We start from the raw sequence: 20,599 nt of genomic DNA on the forward strand, positions 1-20,599 counted from the left end.
TATCAAAAAATATACATTTAAAAGATACCTGCAAATGGTGCGATATCGTCTTTTTGATTTTAGCTAACGGACTAAAAAAAATTACTGGAGTGTATTGATAAGATGTCGAATCAAAATCTGAATGAGCCTCATGAACAAGGTGAGCTCCATCGTAGCCTCTCAAATCGGCATTTACAGCTGATCGCGATTGGCGGTGCAATTGGTACGGGATTGTTTATGGGATCAGGCAAAACGATTAGTCTTGCTGGCCCTTCAATCTTATTTATTTACCTGATTATTGGTGTGATGGTATTTTTTGTCATGCGTGCGCTTGGCGAATTACTTCTTTCAAATCTTGCCTATAAATCATTTATTGATTTCACAACAGATTTAATTGGCCCATGGGCAGGTTATTTTGTAGGTTGGACCTATTGGCTGTGTTGGATCACCATTGGTATTGCTGATCTTTCTGCAATTATCTATTACTTACAATTCTTCAATAATGGTCTACCTTTCTCGCCAGTCGAAGGTGCCATGATCAGTGTTGCAGCCATCGTATTCATTATGGGCTTGAACTTGTTAACAGTTCGCCTGTTTGGTGAGTTGGAGTTTTGGTTTGCGCTGATTAAAATCCTAGCAATTATTATTCTAATTGTAGTGGGTTTATGGATGATCTTTACAGGCTTTACCTCGACTACTGGTGAAGTGGCATCCTTTACTCATTTGTGGGCAAATGGTGGTTTCTTCCCGACGGGTGTGCATGGCTTCTTGGCAGGATTCCAGATTGCGATTTTTGCTTTCGTTGGTGTAGAGCTTGTCGGAACAACAGCTGCTGAAACTAAAGATCCTGAACGTAATTTGCCTAAAGCAATTAACTCAATTCCAATTCGTATCATTATTTTCTATGTGTTCGCATTAATTATTGTCATGTCAGTAACACCATGGAATAAAATTGATCCGGCGATCAGCCCGTTTGTAAACTTGTTTAGTCAAGCAGGCGTTGCGGCAGCAGCAATCTTAATGAACTTGGTTGTGTTGTCATCAGTGATGTCATCAATGAACAGTGGCGTGTTTTCAACAAGCCGTATGTTGTTTGGTCTATCTCGTGAAGATCAAGGACCAAAAGCTTTTGGTAAATTGAACAGACGTGCGGTACCTGCAAATGCATTGTATTTCTCTGCTGCATGTTTATTGTTAGGTGCAGCATTACAGTATTTTGTACCAAATACCGTTGAAGCATTTACACTTGCAACAACACTTTCAACGATTCTGTTCATTTGCGTGTGGTTACTGATTATCTGGAGTTATATCCGTTACTACACTACACGTCCTGAGCTGCATGCAAAATCAACATTTAAATTGCCGGGCGGTCTATTTACATGTTGGATCACGATTATTTTCTTTATTGGTATGATTTACGTGTTGTCTTTAGAGCCAGATACGTTTAAAGCGCTTAAAGTCAGCCCAATTTGGTTTATTATCTTGATCATTGGTTATTTCTTCTTCTATAAACCGCGTCATAAAAAGTAATTAAATTTATTTAGTTATGATCAAACGCCAGCTGAAAAGCTGGCGTTTTTTATGCATATTGTTTTTCTCTTTAAGTTTACTCTTTAGCCGCCTGCATGATCACGGTATACTGCATCGAATTGTTTAAATCAGGTGCTCAGATGCGTCGTGTCATTTGCCTCATCAGTTTATTGAGCAGCAGTATTTTGCTAAGCGCTTGCGGTCAGTCAGGAGCATTACAGCTACCTTCTGATCCGAATTATGACAAACGCGCGAAATACTTGCTCTATCGTAATAAAGAACAGAAACAAGTTGTGCAACAGGATGAACAAGCTGATCAGCCAGTTGAATCATCAGCCCCAACCCAAACAACTTCACCTTAAGCTTTGAAATAAGGACACATTCATGAGTTTCACTCGCATTAATGGAGTATTGCACGCAGAGCAATGTTCTATGGAGCAGCTTGCGCAGCAATTTGGCACACCTTTGTATGTTTATTCAAAAGCAGCTTTTGAAAAACATTACTTAGATATGGATCGTGCTTTTGATTTTATTGATCATCAAATCTGTTTTGCGGTGAAATCTAACTCAAATTTAGCTGTTCTTAATGTATTGGCAAAACTTGGTGCTGGTTTTGATATCGTATCAGGTGGTGAGCTTGCACGTGTTTTAAAAGCGGGTGGAGATGCATCTAAAGTTGTTTTTTCTGGCTTAGGTAAAACTGAAGCTGATATTGAAACATCGTTAAATGTAGGCATTGCTTGCTTTAATGTAGAGTCTTATGCCGAACTAGATCGTCTTCAAAAAGTTGCAGCTCGTCTAGGCAAAAAAGCGCCGATTTCCTTACGTGTAAATCCAGACGTAGATGCAAAAACACATCCTTATATTTCAACAGGCCTTAAAGAAAATAAATTTGGTATTCCTAGTGATACCGTTTATGAAACTTATCAATATGCTGCATCTTTACCAAACCTTGAAATTATTGGAATTGACTGCCACATTGGTTCGCAATTAACCGAGACTAAACCATTCGTTGATGCTTTAGATCGTGTCATGGTAATGATTGAGGAACTAAAAAAACTTGGTATCAATCTTAAACACATTGATATCGGTGGTGGTTTAGGTGTTTGTTATAAAGATGAAACACCGCCAAGTGTTGAAGAATATGCTAACTCAATGAAACCGGCTTTAGAAAAGCTGGGTCTCAAGGTTTATATGGAACCGGGTCGTAGCATTAGTGCAAATGCAGGTGTGCTTTTAACCAAAGTGGATTTGCTCAAGCCAACGAGCCACCGTAACTTCGCCATTATTGATGCAGCAATGAATGATTTAATTCGTCCTGCATTATATGAGGCTTGGATGGATATCCAACCTGTGGTACCAAGTTCTGATACTGAAGAAAAAACTTGGGATCTTGTTGGTGCAATCTGTGAGACAGGTGATTTTATTGGTAAAGATCGCTCATTAGCGCTAAAAGAACATGACTTGTTAGCTGTTCTTGGCGCTGGCGCTTATGGTTTTGTAATGAGTTCAAATTACAATACACGTGGACGTGCCGCAGAAGTAATGGTGTCTGGTGATAAAGCCCATTTGATTCGTGAACGTGAAACAGTTGAATCCCTTTGGGAAAAAGAAAGTTTATTGCCTGAGGAGTAAATGAAATGTTGTTAGAATTTACTAAAATGCATGGCCTAGGCAATGACTTTATGGTGGTTGATCTGATCAGCCAACGCGCCTATTTGGATACAGAAACAATTCAACGCTTAGCCGATCGCCATTTCGGTATTGGTTTTGATCAACTTTTAATTGTTGAACCACCTGATTTACCGGAAGCAGATTTTAAATATCGTATTTTTAATGCAGATGGTTCTGAAGTTGAACAATGTGGTAATGGTGTGCGCTGTTTTGCTCGCTTTGTACATGAGCGTCATTTAACAACGAAAACTAGTATTACTGTTCAAACCAAAGCTGGGATTGTCAAACCTGAACTGGGGCAAAATGGTTGGGTTCGCGTGAATATGGGCTACCCGAAATTTTTGCCGAATGAAATTCCATTCATTGCTGAACAACCAGAAGCTTTATATACACTTGAGTTAGCCAATGACCAAAGCATTAGTATTGATGTGGTCAATATGGGCAATCCTCATGCTGTCACTATTGTTCCAGATGTATTAACTGCAGATGTTGCTGGCATTGGTCCACAAGTTGAATCACATAAACGTTTCCCTGAACGTGTGAATGCTGGCTTTATGCAAATCATTGATGAAAAGCATGTGCGCCTTCGTGTATTTGAACGTGGTGTAGGTGAAACCCTTGCATGTGGCACAGGGGCTTGTGCTGCTGCGGTAAGTGGTATGCGCCGAGGCTTACTTGCTAATTCTGTAGAAGTTGAATTGGCTGGCGGTAAGCTACAAATCGAATGGCAAGAAGGTGATGTGGTCTGGATGACGGGTCCAACAACTCATGTTTATGATGGGCGTTTGGATTTACGTTATTTCCAAGGCTAATAGCATTACCTAAATAGAGGCCTCTTTTATTAACTAAAATAATAAAAGAGGCTTTCTTTTATATACAATAATTTTTTTAATTTTATTACTTTATAAAAATATGAATAATCTAATTTTCTTACCTGGTGCATCAGGCAGTACAGCATTTTGGCATCCCTTAATTGAAAAATTACCTCCGCATTACCAGACAAAAATTATTGGTTACCCCGGTTTCGGCGATACAGCTAAATCCTTCGAGGTCAAAAGTTTTGAAGACCTAACAAATCATGTGGTCGATCAAATTAATGAAGAATCTGTAATTATTGCGCAATCTATGGGTGGCATTTTTGCTGTTGCGGCAGCGTTGCAAAAAACTCAACTGGTGAAAGGGCTGGTTTTGATTGCAACTTCTGGTGGAATTAACCTTGAAAGATTTAATGTGCAAGACTGGCGTGAAGCATACCGCCAAGCATTTTTAAAATATCCAGATTGGTTTATTACAACCAATGCTAACTATGAAAAGTTTTTATCAGATATAAATGTTGAAACTTTATTGATCTGGGGCGATAACGATCCAGTGAGCCCCGTTCAGGTGGGTCAATATTTAAATCAAAAATTTGAGAATTCGACGTTATATGTTGTGAAAGGTGGGGACCATCAATTAGCAGAAAAACATGCCGATGAAGTTTCAGTTCAAATAAAAACCTACTTAGAAAAACTAAAGTAAGTTTTTAAGTCTTATTTAGCGTGCTATCTATCAGCACGCTTTTTAAAATTTATTTTTTGCTCAAAGCCAATTTCAAAGCAAACAACACAAAAATACTGCCCGTAATTCGGTCCATATATTTCACAAATTTGGGTTGCTTCAGATAACGTGATAGTGGTTGCATAGCCAAAATTAATAAAATTGACCATAAGGTTCCAATCACCACATGAATCATCACAAGCCCCATAATCCAAGTAACAGCCGATGCTTGTGGTGGAATAAATTGTGGCAGAAATGAAATATAAAAAATACCAACTTTGGGATTAAGTAAGTTACCCAAAAAACCTTTAATAAACCAATTCTGTGAAGCAGGGACATTGGAGTTGGTTTCTTGCATGTCTGCAAGTTGGCTACGCGGTTTTAAAATCATATTCAAACCCAGCCAAGCTAAATAAGCAGCCCCCATCCATTTCAGAATATTAAAGGCTAGATCAGAAGCCATGAGTAAAGCCCCTAGACCACAAGCAACCACTATTCCCCATGCAATACAGCCAAGGCTAATACCTACTGCTGCTTGAAATGCTTTCGACTTGCCTTCAAGAGTAGCGGTACGAATAATTAAAGTCGTATCCAGACCAGGTGTAAGCGTAAGTAAAGTAATGGCAATTAAGTAGGGAATGAGTATGGTAGTCATGACAGCAGGGTTCCGACGAATACTTAAAATGAAGTGTAATATATAAGGTAGTGAGTTGTTATGCTGTACGATCTTAAATTTCCTGAACAACTACTTTTTGATACACTGAAAAAATAAAATGAGCAAATAAATGGAGAGCAATTTGGATTTTGCATTACAGCTGCTCTCAATGTGGTTAAAAGAAAGAAAAATTCAGAACCAGTCTGAGCACACGATTACAGCTTATGAAAGAGATGTTAAAAGCTTTCTTGAGTTCTGCGAGCTCAAACAAATTGATTTAAGAAATATTGAAGCTTCAGATTTACGTGAATATTTGGCCCAGCGTGTTGAGCAAGACCAGTTAAGTTCAAGCAGTATGCAGCGTCATCTCACGTCAATTCGCCAGTTTATGAAATGGGCTGAGCAAGGGAAATATTTAGAAATTAACCCTACTGATGATTTTAAGCTCAAACGTCAGGCTAGACCCTTGCCGGGTATGATCGACATAGAAACGGTTAATCAAATTTTAGATCAGCCAATGCCTGAAAAACCAGTTGATCAGCAATTATGGTTAAGAGATAAAGCCATGCTCGAGTTACTTTACTCAAGCGGTTTGCGTCTGGCTGAACTGCAAGGCTTAACAATTAAAGATATAGATTTTAACCGTCAACTCGTACGTATTACGGGTAAAGGAAATAAAACCCGAATTGTACCATTTGGGAAAAAGGCGAAAGAAAGCTTATTGAATTGGCTGAAAATTTATAAAATCTGGAAAGGCCATTTTGATCAAAATGCTTTCGTTTTTATTTCTCAAAGAGGCGGTGTGTTAACCCCACGGCAAATCGAAAAGCGTGTAAAGCTTCAAGCGCAAAGAGCAGGTGTGAATGTAGATTTGCATCCTCATTTATTACGGCATTGTTTTGCTAGCCATATGTTATCAAGTAGTGGTGATTTGCGATCAGTACAAGAAATGTTAGGCCACAGTAATTTGTCTACTACACAAATTTATACACATATTGATTTTGATCATTTGGCACAAGTCTATGATCGAGCTCATCCGAGAGCACAAAAGAATGAACACTAAAGAAGGTTTGATTTTATCACTTGATCAAGATGCATTTAGACAATGTAGTATCTTGATTGAGACAATTTTACAGGAATATCAAACTACGATTGAGGTTGATTATCAAGGATACTTAAATCACTGTAAACGTGTGGCAGCATGCTGTTTAATATTAAGCCAAGATTGTAATGAAGAGACTATACATAAAGTAGCTATTGCAGTTGCTTTTCATGATATTGGGATATGGACAAGTAAAACAATTGATTATTTAGAGCCATCCGTCAAAGTGATGTTAAGTTATTTGACTGCGCATCGGTTATTAGATTGGCAAATAGAAATAACATTGATGATTACAGAACACCATAAATTAACAATGACAAAGTGTTCAGAATACCCATTGGTTGAATATTTTAGACAAGCTGACTATGCGGATTTCTCTTTAGGCTTATTACGTTCAAATATTCCAAAAATTGAGTTCAAAAAGTTAACGCGTCAATATCCAAACGCTGGATTCCATAAAACGCTGGTTTATTTAGGATTAAAACGTTTTTTACAAAAGCCTTGGAGTCCTTTGCCTATGTTTAAAAGGTAACTTAATATTTTGTTTTTAATGGAAATATATGCTGAGAAATTAAGTAATTAGCAGTAAGTGGCTTTTTATTTTGTCCAACATTTATTTATGGATGTTCTTACCTAATTGCCAATTTTTCAGAGTACCTTGAGTGCTCTCATGCGGGGAGAAAATGATGTTTTTGTTGTTTTTTTCCTCTCTAAAATTAAAGGATTTTAAGCTACCATATTTTTTAAAATATTAAGAAATTCAAGGTTTAAAATTTGTTTGGCTTATTTGCTAAATTCATTGAGCGAATAAGCAATTTGAATTAGTGAACTGGGCATTTCATCTTTTTTATAGCAGTAGCGAAAATTGTGACTTGACCGAAATGCCAAACACATTGCAAGATAGGGTACCTAAAAAATTTTAATTGAAGAGTTAATATACTTTTCTCAACATTTACTTTTGCTAGAACAGCCGAGGATTACATGAAGGCTCTTGTTGCTGTAAAACGCGTGGTTGATGCCAACGTCAAAGTTCGTGTTAAGCCGGACAATAGTGGGGTTGACCTAACTAACGTTAAAATGTCAATTAACCCATTTTGTGAAATCGCAGTGGAAGAAGCGGTTCGCTTAAAAGAAAAAGGAACAGTAACAGAAATCGTTGTTGTTTCTGTGGGTCCTAAAGAAGCTCAAGAACAAATCCGTTCTGCAATGGCTTTGGGTGCAGACCGCGGTATTTTAGTTGAAACTACTGATGAAATTGGCGCTTTAGAAGTTGCTAAAATTTTAAAAGGTGTTGTTGATGCTGAAAAACCAGAACTTATCCTTCTTGGTAAACAAGCAATTGATGATGACTCTAACCAAGTAGGTCAAATGCTTGGCGCATTATTAGGTGCGGGCCAAGGTACATTCGCTTCTGAAGTGAAAGTTGATGGCGGCAAAGTACAAGTAACTCGTGAAGTTGACGGTGGTTTACAAACTGTTGAACTGGCACTTCCAGCAATCATTACAACTGACTTGCGTTTGAATGAGCCACGTTATGCAGCATTGCCTAACATCATGAAAGCTCGTAAGAAGCCACTTGATACTAAATCTCCTGCTGATTATGGCGTTACAGCTGGTACTAAGCTTAAAACTGTTAAAGTTGAAGCTCCAGCAGAACGTAAAGCTGGCGTACAAGTGAAATCTGTAGATGAGCTTGTTGAAAAATTGAAAAATGAAGCGAAAGTGATCTAATACGGAAGGATAAAATCATGAGTATTTTAGTTATCGCTGACCACAACAACCAAGTACTTAACGGTGCTACTTTAAACGTTGTTGCTGCAGCACAAAAAATCGGTGGTGATATTACTGTATTAGTTGCTGGTTCTGGTGCTCAGGCAGTTGCTGATGCTGCTGCTAAAGTTGCTGGTGTAAGCAAGGTTTTACTTGCTGACAATGCTGCTTATGCAAACCAGTTAGCTGAAAATGTAGCTGCCTTAGTTGCCGATTTAGCTAAAGGTTACAAATACGTATTAGCTGCTTCTACAACGACTGGTAAGAACATTCTTCCACGTGTTGCTGCTCTTCTTGATGTAAGCATGATCACAGATATTATTTCTGTTGAATCTGCGAACACATTCAAGCGTCCGATTTATGCAGGTAACGCGATTGCGACTGTTCAATCTGACGAAGCAATCATTGTGGGTACAGTTCGTGGTACAGCATTTGATCCAGTAGCTGCTGAAGGTGGTTCTGCTGCGGTTGAAGCGGTAAGTGAAGCGAAAGATGCAGGTATTTCTCATTTTGTATCTGAAGAAATCGTTAAGCTTGACCGTCCAGAATTAACTGCTGCTCGTATCGTAGTTTCTGGTGGCCGTGGTGTAGGTTCTGGTGAAAACTACCATAAAGTACTTGATCCATTAGCTGACAAGCTTGGTGCAGCACAAGGTGCTTCACGTGCGGCAGTTGATGCGGGCTTCGTACCTAACGACTTCCAAGTGGGTCAAACTGGTAAAATCGTTGCGCCTGACCTTTACGTTGCTGTAGGTATTTCTGGTGCGATCCAGCATTTAGCTGGTATGAAAGATTCTAAAGTTATTGTTGCAATCAACAAAGACGAAGAAGCGCCAATCAACAGTGTTGCTGACTACTGGTTAGTTGGTGATTTGAACACTGTAGTACCAGAGTTAGTAAGCAAGTTGTAATTTACAGCTTGTCACTTATTCAAAAAACGCCCTTGTGCTATAAATAGCCAAGGGCGTTTTTTTATTTAGATCATCATTATGAATATTAATTATTCCGCTTCCATAGAGGCCCACCAATTGCATCAATCACTTGTGAGATTGGCACGGGCAGATATGGCACGAGATTATTTATGTATTCGTTCGAAAAGTCAGCATGGACTGTCCAATATTAAAGTTAGTCAGTTGCACATGGGATTTATTCTATATGGGCAACAACAATTAAATCTTCAAACAAAACAAATCAATTTTAGTGCCGGCGATCTCTATATTATAAAACCCGATACGGTTATCGATGCAGTTAATCTGCCTGACCCTATAACGGGTGAATATCTCACTATTCTTGTGCCTATGTGTGACGAAGTCATTCAAGCTGCACAAATGATTTGGGCTAAGCCAGTTGTAGACAGAACTGAAGCAATATTAAAGTTTTCAATTGATGATTTCGCTACATCTTTAGCTGAGTGGCAAGCGGCTTTATTTAATCATGATGTGGTGAAAGCACGTTTATGTATTACCGCTATACTTGTACAGTTATGCCAACAGCATTGTTCAGATGTGTTAATTGTACCTCCACCTAAATTGACAAAAATCATTCATGATTGGGTAATAGAGAATCCACAGCACCATTGGCAGTCTAGTGAGTTTGAAATGAGACTAGGTTTGAGCAGTGCCACACTTCGCCGCAAGCTTAGCCATGAAGACACAACCTTAAGAGAAACGATTACGCATGCACGGCTTACTTTTGCAATTGAGCTGTTGTATTCGAAAAAACTACCTATGAAAACTATTGCAGCAAAATCGGGATACCAGTCTGTTACTATTTTTCGTGATCGCTTTGTAGAGCGTTATGGTATAGATCCTGCTGTGCTAGCTGCCGAATAAGTCAATTTGAGCGTTTCTTATCGCTTATTGAGCGATTTAAATAGATCAAAACCAATAGAGTTAAAGTATGAAAATACGAAGGGCTCTATGATGAAATCATTAAAATTACTTACGATATTATTACTGCTGAGTGCCAGTACAGTTATACATGCAGAACAAACGCCAAGAGTACATCAAGTCGATGGTTACTTTTTACAACCAGTAGGAAACCTTAAGGTAACAGCATTGTTTGATGGGGAACTGGGACTGCCTCGTAGTGATTTATTGGGTATTTCTGCTGAAAAAGCCAATCGATTGTTTGCAGAAAACTTTGTCCCTGTAGATGAGCATAATCAGATTGTCACAGATTTCTCTGCCTATCTTGTTCAAACACCCACACAAAATATTTTAATTGATGCTGGCACTGCAAAATGTTTTGGTCCAACCTTGGGCCATGTACGTGAAAATTTAAAGAACGCAGGCGTACAGCCTGAACAAATAGATACCATCTTGATTACACATGCCCATCCTGATCATTTATGCGGTATTACACTTGATGGCAAAATGGCTTATCCGAATGCGAAAGTTTATCTGGCTAAAGAAGATGTAGATTTTTGGACATCGCCAGCGAATGAAGCAAAAGCTACCGATTTTTTTAAGCCAATATTTAAAATGACGAGAGATGCCTTACAGCCATACCAGAAGGCAGGGCAACTCGTCGCTTTTACCAAAACTTCTTTTAACGTACCGAATGTTCAACTCATCGTTACTCATGGTCATACTGAAGGTCATTCTTCATATTTAATAGATGGACAAAACGGTCAAAAGTTTTTAGGTCTTGGTGATGTTGTGCATTACGGTGCAGTCCAATTTCCTTATCCTGAAGCAAGCTACAAACCCGATACTCACTCGAATCAGGCTATAGCTGTTCGTAAAAGTATTTTTGAACAAGCCTATAAAAACCAATGGTGGGTGGGAGCTGCGCATGTTGCTTTTCCTGGTATTGGGCATATTAGTAAAGATTCAAAAGGATATCAGTGGATTCCTGCTCAATATCGGCCTATAAAATGACATTTCAAACTCATTATTTAAAGAAATGAAAAGAATAATGGGTTTACAACAAGGCAAGTATATTTAAGCTAAATATTATTTATTTTGGCTAATAAACTAAGTTTTGTTTTTAAGATTAGATGAAAAGTGCTCTAAAGAGAGCACTTTTGTGTTGTCTATATTTTGGTCGAACTGTTGAGTTTTAAGAAATACATTTAAAACTAGAATTCTCTAATTTTAACTTATTAATTCTAATGAAATTTTTATTGTAAAAAAATGCTATTTTCAGATTGCTAAACTCCCAGTTAACGAGCAGTTTGTGCTATACTATACAGCTATATTTTTTTCGATTTTAGTTCAGTTTTCAGAACTAAATTTTTTGCAAGATCAAGACATATTAGCAGATGGAAATTTCTATCTGTAAGAAGGAGTATGCATGAGCGTATCGGAAATCCGACCGATTGCCATTGAGGATGAACTCAAGCATTCATATTTAGATTACGCAATGAGTGTAATCGTATCTCGTGCATTGCCGGATGTGAGAGACGGTCTGAAACCTGTTCACCGTCGTGTGCTATTTGCCATGCACGAATTGGGCAATGACTATAACAAAGCCTACAAGAAATCTGCACGTGTTGTTGGGGACGTAATCGGTAAATATCACCCTCATGGTGACTCAGCTGTTTATGAAACTATTGTACGTATGGCTCAAGATTTTAGCTTACGTTATTTATTGGTAGATGGTCAGGGTAACTTCGGTTCGATCGATGGTGATAGCGCGGCTGCAATGCGTTATACCGAAGTCCGTATGACTAAGTTAGCGCACGAGCTTCTTGCAGATCTAGAAAAAGACACAGTTGACTGGGAAGATAACTACGACGGATCTGAGCGTATTCCTCAGGTGCTTCCAACACGTGTTCCTAACTTGTTAATTAATGGCGCTGCTGGTATTGCCGTAGGTATGGCAACCAACATGGCACCGCATAACATGACAGAAGTTGTGAATGCATGCTTAGCCTATGCTGACAATCCGAATATCTCGATTGAAGGGTTGATGGAATACATTACTGGTCCTGATTTCCCTACAGGCGGTATTATTTACGGTAAATCAGGCATTGTTGATGCTTACCGTACAGGTAAAGGCCGACTGCACATTCGTGGTAAATACCATTTCGAAGAAGATGAAAAAACAGGCCGTACAACCATCGTCTTTACTGAAATTCCGTATCAAGTTAACAAAGCAAGAGTTATTGAACGTATTGCTGAGTTAGTTAAAGAGAAAAAACTTGAAGGTATTTCAGAGCTTCGTGATGAGTCTGACAAAGACGGTATGCGTATTGCGATTGACTTGAAACGTGGTGAAAACGCAGAAGTCGTTGTAAATAACTTATTCTTAAATACGCAGCTTGAAAACTCATTCAGCATCAACATGGTTTGTCTTGATAACGGCCAACCAAAATTGATGAATCTAAAAGATATTATTGCGGCATTTATTCGTCACCGCCAAGAAGTAGTGACACGCCGTACCATGTTCGAATTACGTAAAGCACGTGAACGTGGTCATATCTTAGAAGGCTTAACTGTTGCTTTAGCCAATATTGATGAAATTATTGAAACCATCAAAACTTCTGCTAACCCAGCCGAAGCGCGTGAGCGTTTACTCGCTGGTGAGTGGGCTGGTGGTGGCGTTATTTCTTTACTTGAAAAAGCTGGCGCTATTTCTGTTCGCCCAGATGAAATCGAAGGTGAAAACCCAGATCGTCCATTTGGTCTAACTGAATCAATTTACCGTTTATCACCAACGCAAGTGGGTGCAATTTTAGAATTGCGTTTACATCGTTTAACGGGTCTTGAGCAAGACAAATTACATGCAGAATATACTGAAATTTTAGGTCAAATTGCTGAACTTACGGCAATTCTTAATGATTTCAATTTATTGATGGCTGTAATTCGTGAAGAATTAGCGCAAGTACTACAACAGTATGGTGATGGTCGTCGTACAGAAATTATTGAATCACGTATTGATTTTAGCCGTGAAGATCTAATTCCTGAAGAACAAGTTGTATTAACGGTTTCACAAACAGGTTATGCAAAAACTCAACCACTTTCAGACTATCAGGCTCAGCGCCGTGGTGGACGTGGTAAGTCTGCAACCTCAATGAAAGATGATGACTTTATTCAACATCTGATTGTGGCTTCAAACCATGCGACTGTACTCTGCTTTACTAACGTAGGTAAAGTGTATCGTCTTCGCGTATTTGAAGTACCTCAAGCATCACGTGGTGCTAAAGGCCGCCCGATTGTAAACTTGTTACCTTTAGATGCGAATGAAACAGTTACAGCTATCTTGCCGTTAACTGAGTTCCCAGAAAACCATTATGTATTTATGGCGACAGCTTCAGGTACGGTTAAACGTGTTGATTTGGAGCAGTTTGCTAACATTCGTTCAAATGGTTTACGCGCAATTGAATTGAATGAAGAAGATACCTTGATTGGTGTTGCGATTACTGATGGTAATCAGCAAATCATGTTGTTCTCGAATGAAGGTAAGGCAATTCGTTTTGCAGAAACTGACGTGCGTTCAATGGGTCGTACTGCTAAAGGCGTCCGTGGTATGCGTGTTAGCTTTGCAAGCAGCACTTTAAGTGAAGAAGATGCAGAAGTTGAAAATGATGAATCTGATGATAATGAAGATTCAGCAGATTTAAATGTAGTAAGTCGCATCGTATCGCTTGTTGTTGTTCCTGAAACGGGCGAAGTGTTGTGTGCGAGTGCCAATGGTTATGGTAAACGTACTCCTGTAAATGACTTCCCAACCAAAAAACGTGGTGGTAAGGGCGTTATTGCGATTAAGACAAGTGAACGTAATGGTGAGCTTGTAGGTGCAGTATCTATTGATGAAAGCAAAGAGCTGTTGCTTATTTCTGATGGCGGTACATTAGTTCGTACTCGTGCTGCTGAAGTTGCAATGACTGGTCGTAATGCACAAGGTGTTCGTCTGATTCGTTTAAGCGAAGAAGAAACTTTAGTGGGCGTTGTGTCTATTGAAGCTGTCGAAGATGAAGAAGAGTTTCTCGAAGGAGAAGTTGATACTTCAGAAGTAGAGGGTGAAGATGCAGTTTCTACGAATGACGATGTGTCAGAAGAGTAAGTCTTAATTAAATAAAAAAAGGAAGCATTAGCTTCCTTTTTTATTGGGTTATTTATTTGTTTGAGTGGAAGATAAATACATCATAATTTCGATAATGTAGTGTTTTAACAGATGGATCTTTAGTTGCAAAATTATTAGGCTGACTTACGACAACCAAATCTTGTTTTTGTGTTAAAGCATCTTGAAGCTGTTGCTCACTCCATAAGTATTTTTTGCGTTGTGGTTCAAACAATAACCCATCTTTAATTTCTAAAGAAGCACTATCTGAATGCACTGTATCCCATTGATTCACAATATATACAGGCTGTTTTAGCTGTAAAAGGAAAGGCACATCATAGAAATAGTAATTGTAGAAAACTATTTTTGTTGATGGTGTCATATATTCAGAAAAACTCGTTTGTCCCACATTATTTTTGGTATCTAAAATACGAACGGCGAAGGGGACTGAACTACATAGAACAATTAAACTGATAAAAATATAGTTCAAATAGTTTAATTTCTGCGTTTTATATAACCAGACTAGAGCCAGTGGAAGCACAACTAATAGTAAGCCAATGATATAAATAAATACCGCTTGGTTTTGGAAAAAGGGTTGATGTGCACGCATGAAATGCGGTGTAGCAGCAATACCTATTCCGACAAGCATAATAAATATAGGTAAACCCCAAACCTGTAATTTTGTTTTATAGTCACTTTCAAGTACTTGGTTGATAACAAGAGCCAAGAAAACAGCGAGTGGGGGCACAGCTGGTAAAATATAGCCAGCTAGCTTAGAAGGTGGAATAGAGAAGAAAACCGTAACAGAAATAAACCACCATATAAACAGGGCCAGTAAAGCGGACTTCTTGTAATTTTGAAATACGGCTTTAATAGATCCAAATCTACTCGACAGAATCCATGGTAAAAAGCTGAACATTAAAATAATCAGATAGAAACACCATGGTTGCTTATTATTAAACTCTTTTGAGCTAAATCGACTAAATTGTTGGTCGATAAAGAAATAATGCAAAAATTGAGGATATTTAAGTTGGACTGCATAGAGCCATGGACTAACCAATAATATAAATAACAGAATCCCCAAAGGGTTAAGCAATGAAGGGATTTTTTTCCATTGTTTGGTGTAAAGCAACCATGGTAAGAGAATCATGCCGGGAATTAATACACCAATCAGGCCTTTACTTAAGAACGCAGCCGCACCTGCAAAATATCCTAAAAATAAAATAGATTTACGCGCTGAAATTGTGAAATCAACAAAACATAAAACACTGACTGTAATCCATGAAGCAAGCAGTAGATCATGGTTAATATATTCACTACTACCAAAAAACAGTAAATTGGTGCCTAAAATAATGGCAGTAAGTTGTGCTATACGTTCTGAAATGTGCTTTCTAACGAATAAGAATAGGCTGACGAGCATGAGTGTAGCTGCTAGCACTGGAACTAATCTCAATACCCAAATATGCATACCGAACAGTTCCATAAATATAGAACTTAACCAATGTAATAGAGGAGGCTTATGCATAAATGGCAGGCTATTGATACAGGGAATCAACCAATCTCCCGACTCAAACATAGATCGACTAATGTCTCCATAGCGTCCTTCATCTGGCACAGAGAGAGGTCTTATCCAAGACAAAACAAACAACCAAATCGGTAAAAATATTAATAAGAATTTGGAACTACGAAGCCATTGCTGCATACATAATCCTTAATGTTGAAATGCAAAAAAACGGTTAAGCAAGAAAGTCACAATTGAAGTCAGGACAATAGCCACACAAACCAATGTTGAAACAGGGGCGCTGAAATACAGATTAGAAAGTAAGAGAAAACTCTCATTGAATAAAAAACCTAATCCAGCGACTAACGTAAATTTGGGTAGTGTGTGTCGATGAGAAATATGCTGGGCTTTAAAAGTAAAAATACGATGCCCAAAATAGCTCACCCAATAGGCAAGTAGAAAGGCGACTAAATTGGCATACTGCAATGCAATGTTTCGTTTAAACAAGAGCATGACAATACTGTAGTGCGTCAGTGCCGCTGCGGCCCCAGTCGTGGTAAACCGCGCGAGCTGAAAAATATGTGCAAACATTAGAAACTAGAGAACGTATTTTCTGAGTGAGTGATTGGGTGTTCTTGCTTAATACGAGAATGTTCGGTTGAAACAATATATTTAGGTCGATTTTTAACTTCTGCATAAATACGGCCAATGTATTCACCTAAAATTCCAATGAATAACAATTGAATGCCACCTAATAGCGTCATGCCTGCCGCAAGAGTTGCCCAACCCGGTACAGAAATTCCTTCAATCAGGGTTTTAATAATGATCCAAACACCGTAACTCATAGCGCCTAAAGCCAATAGGGCACCTAGATAAATACAAATTCGTAAAGGTAAATCTGAAAAACCAGTTAAACCAGACATTGCCAGATTGAATAATGACTTTACGTTAAAACTAGAACGACCATGTTGACGATCTTGCTCGGAGAAATTGATCCCGATACTTTTAAAACCGACCCATGCATAAAGACCTTTCATGTAGCGATTTTTTTCTGGTAATTGTTTAATTGCTTCAACAACTTTTGCGTCAAGAAGTCTGAAATCACCAGCATTTTCGGGAATATCAATAGGTGAGCTTAAATTTAAAATACGGTAGTAACCTTGAGTTAAGGTCCGTTTTAGCCATGATTCAGTAGTACGATTACGAATGCCATAAACCATGTCATAACCATTTTTCCAAAGGTTAATCATGGTCGGAATTGCTTCAAAAGGATGTTGAAAGTCAGCATCAATGAGCAGTGCAACTTCACCATTTACATGGTCTAAACCTGCGCTTAAAGCAGCTTCCTTACCAAAATTTCGTGATAATTCCAGCACAACTAAAGGATAATCTTCGATCATCGTTTGTAAGATCGGAATAGTATCGTCCTTACTGCCATCATCGACTACAATAATTTCATAGCTAAGATTTTGTTGCTTTAAACTGTTTGCTAAAGCTGGAATAAATGTCTTTAAATTCTCTGCTTCGTTATAAGCGGGAACAACGCAGGATAAAAAAGGTTTTGTGCTCATTGCATTGCCCCTAGTCTGGTAAGTTGGATGCCATTTTTCTGGCAATCAAGAGGGAATTGATCAGACGAAAAATATTGGTATTCTTGGATACGTGCATGTTGGATTGGGTCTTGCTCACTTGGTGTAGAAAGTGAGGGATGGCACATAATCAGTAAGTGGTCTTTTGCTTGAGCAAGCCAATATTGATTCAGTTCGGCATAATCAGTTTGTTTAAAGTCATAGATACCAGCGAAATATTCATTTTGGCTAAACTGGTAGGTTTGGCATGCCTTTGCTAAGGCATTTGAGCCAAGTGCAGAAAGCATATGCGTTTTAAAACGATAATGGGGTAGATAAATTGGATGTTGTAAATTACGTATCCAACCAGTGAATTTTTTCTCTTTTAAAAGCTGTAGCAAAATATCCCGTATAAACGGAAATTGATGAATATGTTGATGCCCATCAATAAAATCGGGTTGTTTTCCCATGACTGAAACAAATGCATCCCATTGCTCTTCAATACACTTGGTAATTAATTCACGGTTAAGATTTGATGACCATGCACGAAACATGAGTGCAGGTAATGAGAAAACCGTATTACCTGAAGTAAACGCATGAGTGAAATTTAAATGTAAACCAATATCAATTTGATTCGAGAAAGGTTTGAGTTTGGCAGCAGCTGTTTCCCAGAGTTCAGATTGGGTCATACATGAGGTCGCTTGAAGTGCTCCTCTTTCAATTAACTGAATAATTGCATTAGATATCTCTGCATTCATTGCAAAGTCATCTGCGCAATAACATACCTTTGCCATATCAAATTCCGTCATAGAGCAGGGTAGCAGAGTTACCCTTTTAGGCTGCTGAAAAACTAAACAGTTTTACTATGGAGAAATTTTCTTAATTTCAACTTAAAGTTTTTTTAAGGTTTTATGACAATTGTTACCAATTAATAATTTGAATTTATTGGTTTTTTTATATTTTTATGGTCAATAGTTTTTAAGGAATGACTTTTAACTATCAGATTTTATAGTAAATAAAAATATAATTTATGCTCCAAGTTCAGAAAACTCTTCACTTGGATGCTTTTAAACGTGAATAGGCCAAAATTAAAAAAATAAGACCGATTGTCGCAAGAAATATCAGTTTTGGTACAACTGTGGCTAAAGGAACACCCATCTGGTTAAGTTGCACAAACATTTGTACCCCATGTGTTGATGGTAAACACCATGCAAACCATTGTAACCATTCAGGCATTGCTTGATGTGGCCAGGCAGCACCTGTTAATAAGAATAAGGGTACAGAGCTAAATACAATAATATGTCCAGCACGTTCTGGCATATCTAAAAGTGAACCAATCAACATGCCTAATCCAATTACACAACTAATAAAAATAGGAACAGCAACGAGTAAACCTGTGAAGTTTCCACCGTGTGGATAGTCATTGAACCAAAGCGTAAAACCAAAAAGGTAAAAACTGCTTAAACAACCAATAGTAAACAGACTGGCAAAAATTCCAGCAAAGCGAATGGAGGTAATTTTTTCATGCTGTTCGCGGTAGCTTGCAATCAGCATGGCTAAGCCTAAAACAATCGTTTGATGAATAATGAGTGTTGCAACTGCTGGAAAAATATAGCTTCCATAACCTGAAAGGGGGTTAAATAAAGGAACCTGATGAATAGAAAGTGCGGGTTGGAAATGAGTGCGCTCTCCAAATTTTTCGACATATTCTTTTAAGGTCGCTTCGATGGATGTAGCTAAGCCTAAACCAATTTCTTTAGTTTTTAAAAAGTTGGTTGTACTTAAATATAAGCCAATTCCGCCTGTTTCTCCACGGCGTAAGCTTTGCGTTAGGTTACTCGGTAAAAGCAAAATACCATCTGCTTTTTGTTCACGAACCATTTGTTCTGCTTGTAAGAAATTGCTTGTAACAGTAACAATATGAACATGGGGACTATTTGCACTTTGACCGATTAATTGAGAAGTTAAGAGGCTTTGCTCTTCATCAACAATAACAATAGGAATTGATTCAGCCCGCTCAGCTTTATAGGCGGTAGGGTAAAAAAAACTATAAAGAATGACTGATAAAATCAGAGTTGTGAAAACTGAACTGTTTCCTACAATATCTTTAAAAGTTTGCAAATATGCATTTAAAAACTCTTTCATTGCGTTGCCCCTCGAACTATTTTTTTAAGCAGTAGAGAACTTAAAAAGAAGTAAAGAAGGCAGTAGCCAATGAGTATTAAAAAAGGAATCATTGAAATGAAAACTGGACTTCCAATCACCCATTGTTCGGTTTGGAGCTTTGCATAAGGGGTATAGGGAATAATGAGTGACCAAAACTTAGTGAAAATCGGTGCATTATTTAAGGGCAGGGTAACGCCTGCGAAACTTAAAGATGACCCACCATAGACAGCGATAAAGCCAAAAGTTTTGCTTAAATTTTTGGTTGCTAAAATAACTGTGCTGCTAATCAAAGCGTAGGCAAAATAAAGTAAGAACTGTGCGTATAGCAATAAACTAAGAGAACCCGCTACAAACCAGCCACGAATTTCAACCAGCCAGAACATCCATAACCATGTCCAGAAACAAAAAATAAGGCTATAGAGCAAATTTTTAGCCAATAAACCTTGAATAAAACTTTCTCGGTTTACCCAAGCGGTTAATGTGCCACGTTTCAGTTCTTGTCCAATGGCAAAGGCAACACAGCAGCACAGCAACAAATGCAATACCGCTGGAACCATGAAGGGTTCTAAATAAAACTCATAGCTCATGCTTGGGTTATAAAGCGTTGAGATTTTGACATGAGCCGTAGGAACATCTAAATAGGGGATATTATTTGCGAGATAACTCTGGCCTGCGTAGTCTGCTAAAGCATTGAGGGTACTGACCAACATTGCGGAGGAAATCGTATTCCCGACACTAAAAAAAGACTGGTTAAATGCAATGCTGATTTGAGCATCTTGCGCTTTCACAAAGCGTTTTTCAGCGCCGTCTGGAATGAAAACATAGCCCCATATTTGGGTTTCATTGAGTAGTTGTTCCGCTTCTGTGGAGCTTGCCGTAACTGTTTTAATCTCTACCGTATGATTTAAAGAAAGATACTTTTCAATATTACGGCTAAGTTCACTTTGGTCCTGATCAATAATCGCAATCGGTAAGTGTTCAGCTTTACCTGCGTAGAACATGCTGCTAAACATAAAAATGATAAAAGCGGGGATGAGTGTCACCATACACAAATCCCATTTGTTGCTTTTTAGATAGTTTAGTTCACGTAATATACTGGCAAACATGCT

General features: G+C 38.3%; 19 protein-coding genes. 12 read left to right on the forward strand and 7 right to left on the reverse strand.

Going from position 1 to position 20,599, the window contains the following annotated elements; all coding sequences use genetic code 11:
• The first annotated feature begins 102 nt into the window (after positions 1 to 102).
• From MJX77_RS09960 to MJX77_RS09980, 5 genes are all read left to right on the forward strand, one after another.
• Positions 103 to 1,509, forward strand: coding sequence for an amino acid permease (locus tag MJX77_RS09960; RefSeq protein ID WP_252058906.1), 1,407 nt, complete (start codon positions 103 to 105; stop codon positions 1,507 to 1,509).
• A 140-nt stretch (positions 1,510 to 1,649) separates the two neighbouring features.
• A complete protein-coding gene (gene lptM / locus MJX77_RS09965) occupies positions 1,650 to 1,871 on the forward strand; it encodes an LPS translocon maturation chaperone LptM (protein ID WP_004790575.1) in 222 nt (73 codons plus the stop codon).
• Between the two features lie 22 nt (positions 1,872 to 1,893).
• Positions 1,894 to 3,144, forward strand: a complete 1,251-nt coding sequence (gene lysA, locus MJX77_RS09970; protein WP_252058907.1) for a diaminopimelate decarboxylase — start codon at positions 1,894 to 1,896, stop codon at positions 3,142 to 3,144.
• A gap of 5 nt (positions 3,145 to 3,149) precedes the next feature.
• On the forward strand, positions 3,150 to 3,995 hold the full coding sequence (dapF, locus tag MJX77_RS09975; RefSeq protein WP_151828423.1) for a diaminopimelate epimerase: 846 nt from the start codon (positions 3,150 to 3,152) through the stop codon (positions 3,993 to 3,995).
• A 100-nt stretch (positions 3,996 to 4,095) separates the two neighbouring features.
• Complete coding sequence (locus tag MJX77_RS09980; protein WP_252058908.1) at positions 4,096 to 4,701, forward strand: alpha/beta fold hydrolase; 606 nt, start codon at positions 4,096 to 4,098, stop codon at positions 4,699 to 4,701.
• Between the two features lie 49 nt (positions 4,702 to 4,750).
• On the opposite strand, the gene MJX77_RS09985 is transcribed toward MJX77_RS09980, so the two are convergent.
• Positions 4,751 to 5,374, reverse strand: coding sequence for a LysE family translocator (locus MJX77_RS09985; RefSeq protein WP_252058909.1), 624 nt, complete (start codon positions 5,372 to 5,374; stop codon positions 4,751 to 4,753).
• A gap of 169 nt (positions 5,375 to 5,543) precedes the next feature.
• Between MJX77_RS09985 and xerA the strand changes: the two genes are divergently transcribed.
• The 7 genes from xerA (at position 5,544) to gyrA (ending at position 14,258) form a co-directional block, all read left to right on the forward strand.
• Positions 5,544 to 6,437, forward strand: coding sequence for a site-specific tyrosine recombinase/integron integrase (gene xerA, locus MJX77_RS09990; RefSeq protein ID WP_252061324.1), 894 nt, complete (start codon positions 5,544 to 5,546; stop codon positions 6,435 to 6,437).
• Positions 6,427 to 7,008 (forward strand): HD domain-containing protein, encoded by a 582-nt coding sequence (locus MJX77_RS09995; RefSeq protein WP_252058910.1) that lies wholly within the window; start codon positions 6,427 to 6,429, stop codon positions 7,006 to 7,008. The genes xerA and MJX77_RS09995 overlap by 11 nt, the downstream gene beginning before the upstream one ends.
• Before the next feature lie 449 nt (positions 7,009 to 7,457).
• Complete coding sequence (locus tag MJX77_RS10000; RefSeq protein ID WP_133747167.1) at positions 7,458 to 8,207, forward strand: electron transfer flavoprotein subunit beta/FixA family protein; 750 nt, start codon at positions 7,458 to 7,460, stop codon at positions 8,205 to 8,207.
• 17 nt (positions 8,208 to 8,224) lie between these two features.
• A complete protein-coding gene (locus tag MJX77_RS10005; RefSeq protein WP_004790587.1) occupies positions 8,225 to 9,157 on the forward strand; it encodes an electron transfer flavoprotein subunit alpha/FixB family protein in 933 nt (310 codons plus the stop codon).
• Between the two features lie 78 nt (positions 9,158 to 9,235).
• Entirely contained in the window at positions 9,236 to 10,078 is an 843-nt protein-coding gene (locus MJX77_RS10010; RefSeq protein WP_252058912.1) for a helix-turn-helix domain-containing protein, read from the forward strand.
• A 90-nt stretch (positions 10,079 to 10,168) separates the two neighbouring features.
• Positions 10,169 to 11,128 carry an MBL fold metallo-hydrolase gene (locus MJX77_RS10015; RefSeq protein WP_252061325.1) on the forward strand — a complete coding sequence of 320 codons (960 nt, stop codon included), beginning with the start codon at positions 10,169 to 10,171 and terminating at the stop codon, positions 11,126 to 11,128.
• Positions 11,129 to 11,543: 415 nt separating this feature from the next.
• Complete coding sequence (gyrA, locus tag MJX77_RS10020) at positions 11,544 to 14,258, forward strand: DNA gyrase subunit A (protein WP_252058914.1); 2,715 nt, start codon at positions 11,544 to 11,546, stop codon at positions 14,256 to 14,258.
• 52 nt (positions 14,259 to 14,310) lie between these two features.
• Here gyrA and MJX77_RS10025 read toward each other — a convergent pair whose 3' ends face one another.
• The 6 genes from MJX77_RS10025 to MJX77_RS10050 form a co-directional block, all read right to left on the reverse strand.
• Positions 14,311 to 15,957 carry an ArnT family glycosyltransferase gene (locus MJX77_RS10025; protein WP_252058915.1) on the reverse strand — a complete coding sequence of 549 codons (1,647 nt, stop codon included), beginning with the start codon at positions 15,955 to 15,957 and terminating at the stop codon, positions 14,311 to 14,313.
• A 9-nt stretch (positions 15,958 to 15,966) separates the two neighbouring features.
• Positions 15,967 to 16,347, reverse strand: coding sequence for a GtrA family protein (locus MJX77_RS10030; protein ID WP_005307623.1), 381 nt, complete (start codon positions 16,345 to 16,347; stop codon positions 15,967 to 15,969).
• The gene (locus tag MJX77_RS10035; RefSeq protein ID WP_005307620.1) at positions 16,347 to 17,327 is read right to left on the reverse strand and encodes a glycosyltransferase family 2 protein; all 981 of its coding nucleotides are present in this window, start codon (positions 17,325 to 17,327) and stop codon (positions 16,347 to 16,349) included. The genes MJX77_RS10030 and MJX77_RS10035 overlap by 1 nt, the downstream gene beginning before the upstream one ends.
• Complete coding sequence (locus MJX77_RS10040) at positions 17,324 to 18,118, reverse strand: ChbG/HpnK family deacetylase (RefSeq protein ID WP_252058917.1); 795 nt, start codon at positions 18,116 to 18,118, stop codon at positions 17,324 to 17,326. The genes MJX77_RS10035 and MJX77_RS10040 overlap by 4 nt, the downstream gene beginning before the upstream one ends.
• Positions 18,119 to 18,377: 259 nt before the next feature.
• Positions 18,378 to 19,469, reverse strand: a complete 1,092-nt coding sequence (locus MJX77_RS10045; protein ID WP_252058919.1) for an A1S_2622 family ABC transporter permease subunit — start codon at positions 19,467 to 19,469, stop codon at positions 18,378 to 18,380.
• Positions 19,466 to 20,596 carry an ABC transporter permease gene (locus tag MJX77_RS10050; protein WP_252058921.1) on the reverse strand — a complete coding sequence of 377 codons (1,131 nt, stop codon included), beginning with the start codon at positions 20,594 to 20,596 and terminating at the stop codon, positions 19,466 to 19,468. Before MJX77_RS10050 ends, MJX77_RS10045 begins: the two co-directional genes overlap by 4 nt.
• Positions 20,597 to 20,599: the final 3 nt, after the last annotated feature.

The organism is Acinetobacter sp. AHP123, assembly GCF_023757925.1.
Classification (GTDB): domain Bacteria; phylum Pseudomonadota; class Gammaproteobacteria; order Pseudomonadales; family Moraxellaceae; genus Acinetobacter; species Acinetobacter oleivorans.

Bases quoted from the DNA above. Each gene is read 5' to 3' on its own strand.
- MJX77_RS09960 (WP_252058906.1), top strand. From the start codon at position 103: ATGTCGAATCAAAATCTGAATGAGCCTCATGAACAAGGTGAGCTCCAT.
- lptM (WP_004790575.1), top strand. From the start codon at position 1,650: ATGCGTCGTGTCATTTGCCTCATCAGTTTATTGAGCAGCAGTATTTTG.
- lysA (WP_252058907.1), top strand. From the start codon at position 1,894: ATGAGTTTCACTCGCATTAATGGAGTATTGCACGCAGAGCAATGTTCT.
- dapF (WP_151828423.1), top strand. From the start codon at position 3,150: ATGTTGTTAGAATTTACTAAAATGCATGGCCTAGGCAATGACTTTATG.
- MJX77_RS09980 (WP_252058908.1), top strand. From the start codon at position 4,096: ATGAATAATCTAATTTTCTTACCTGGTGCATCAGGCAGTACAGCATTT.
- MJX77_RS09985 (WP_252058909.1), bottom strand. From the start codon at position 5,374: ATGACTACCATACTCATTCCCTACTTAATTGCCATTACTTTACTTACG.
- xerA (WP_252061324.1), top strand. From the start codon at position 5,544: ATGTGGTTAAAAGAAAGAAAAATTCAGAACCAGTCTGAGCACACGATT.
- MJX77_RS09995 (WP_252058910.1), top strand. From the start codon at position 6,427: ATGAACACTAAAGAAGGTTTGATTTTATCACTTGATCAAGATGCATTT.
- MJX77_RS10000 (WP_133747167.1), top strand. From the start codon at position 7,458: ATGAAGGCTCTTGTTGCTGTAAAACGCGTGGTTGATGCCAACGTCAAA.
- MJX77_RS10005 (WP_004790587.1), top strand. From the start codon at position 8,225: ATGAGTATTTTAGTTATCGCTGACCACAACAACCAAGTACTTAACGGT.
- MJX77_RS10010 (WP_252058912.1), top strand. From the start codon at position 9,236: ATGAATATTAATTATTCCGCTTCCATAGAGGCCCACCAATTGCATCAA.
- MJX77_RS10015 (WP_252061325.1), top strand. From the start codon at position 10,169: ATGAAATCATTAAAATTACTTACGATATTATTACTGCTGAGTGCCAGT.
- gyrA (WP_252058914.1), top strand. From the start codon at position 11,544: ATGAGCGTATCGGAAATCCGACCGATTGCCATTGAGGATGAACTCAAG.
- MJX77_RS10025 (WP_252058915.1), bottom strand. From the start codon at position 15,957: ATGCAGCAATGGCTTCGTAGTTCCAAATTCTTATTAATATTTTTACCG.
- MJX77_RS10030 (WP_005307623.1), bottom strand. From the start codon at position 16,347: ATGTTTGCACATATTTTTCAGCTCGCGCGGTTTACCACGACTGGGGCC.
- MJX77_RS10035 (WP_005307620.1), bottom strand. From the start codon at position 17,327: ATGAGCACAAAACCTTTTTTATCCTGCGTTGTTCCCGCTTATAACGAA.
- MJX77_RS10040 (WP_252058917.1), bottom strand. From the start codon at position 18,118: ATGGCAAAGGTATGTTATTGCGCAGATGACTTTGCAATGAATGCAGAG.
- MJX77_RS10045 (WP_252058919.1), bottom strand. From the start codon at position 19,469: ATGAAAGAGTTTTTAAATGCATATTTGCAAACTTTTAAAGATATTGTA.
- MJX77_RS10050 (WP_252058921.1), bottom strand. From the start codon at position 20,596: ATGTTTGCCAGTATATTACGTGAACTAAACTATCTAAAAAGCAACAAA.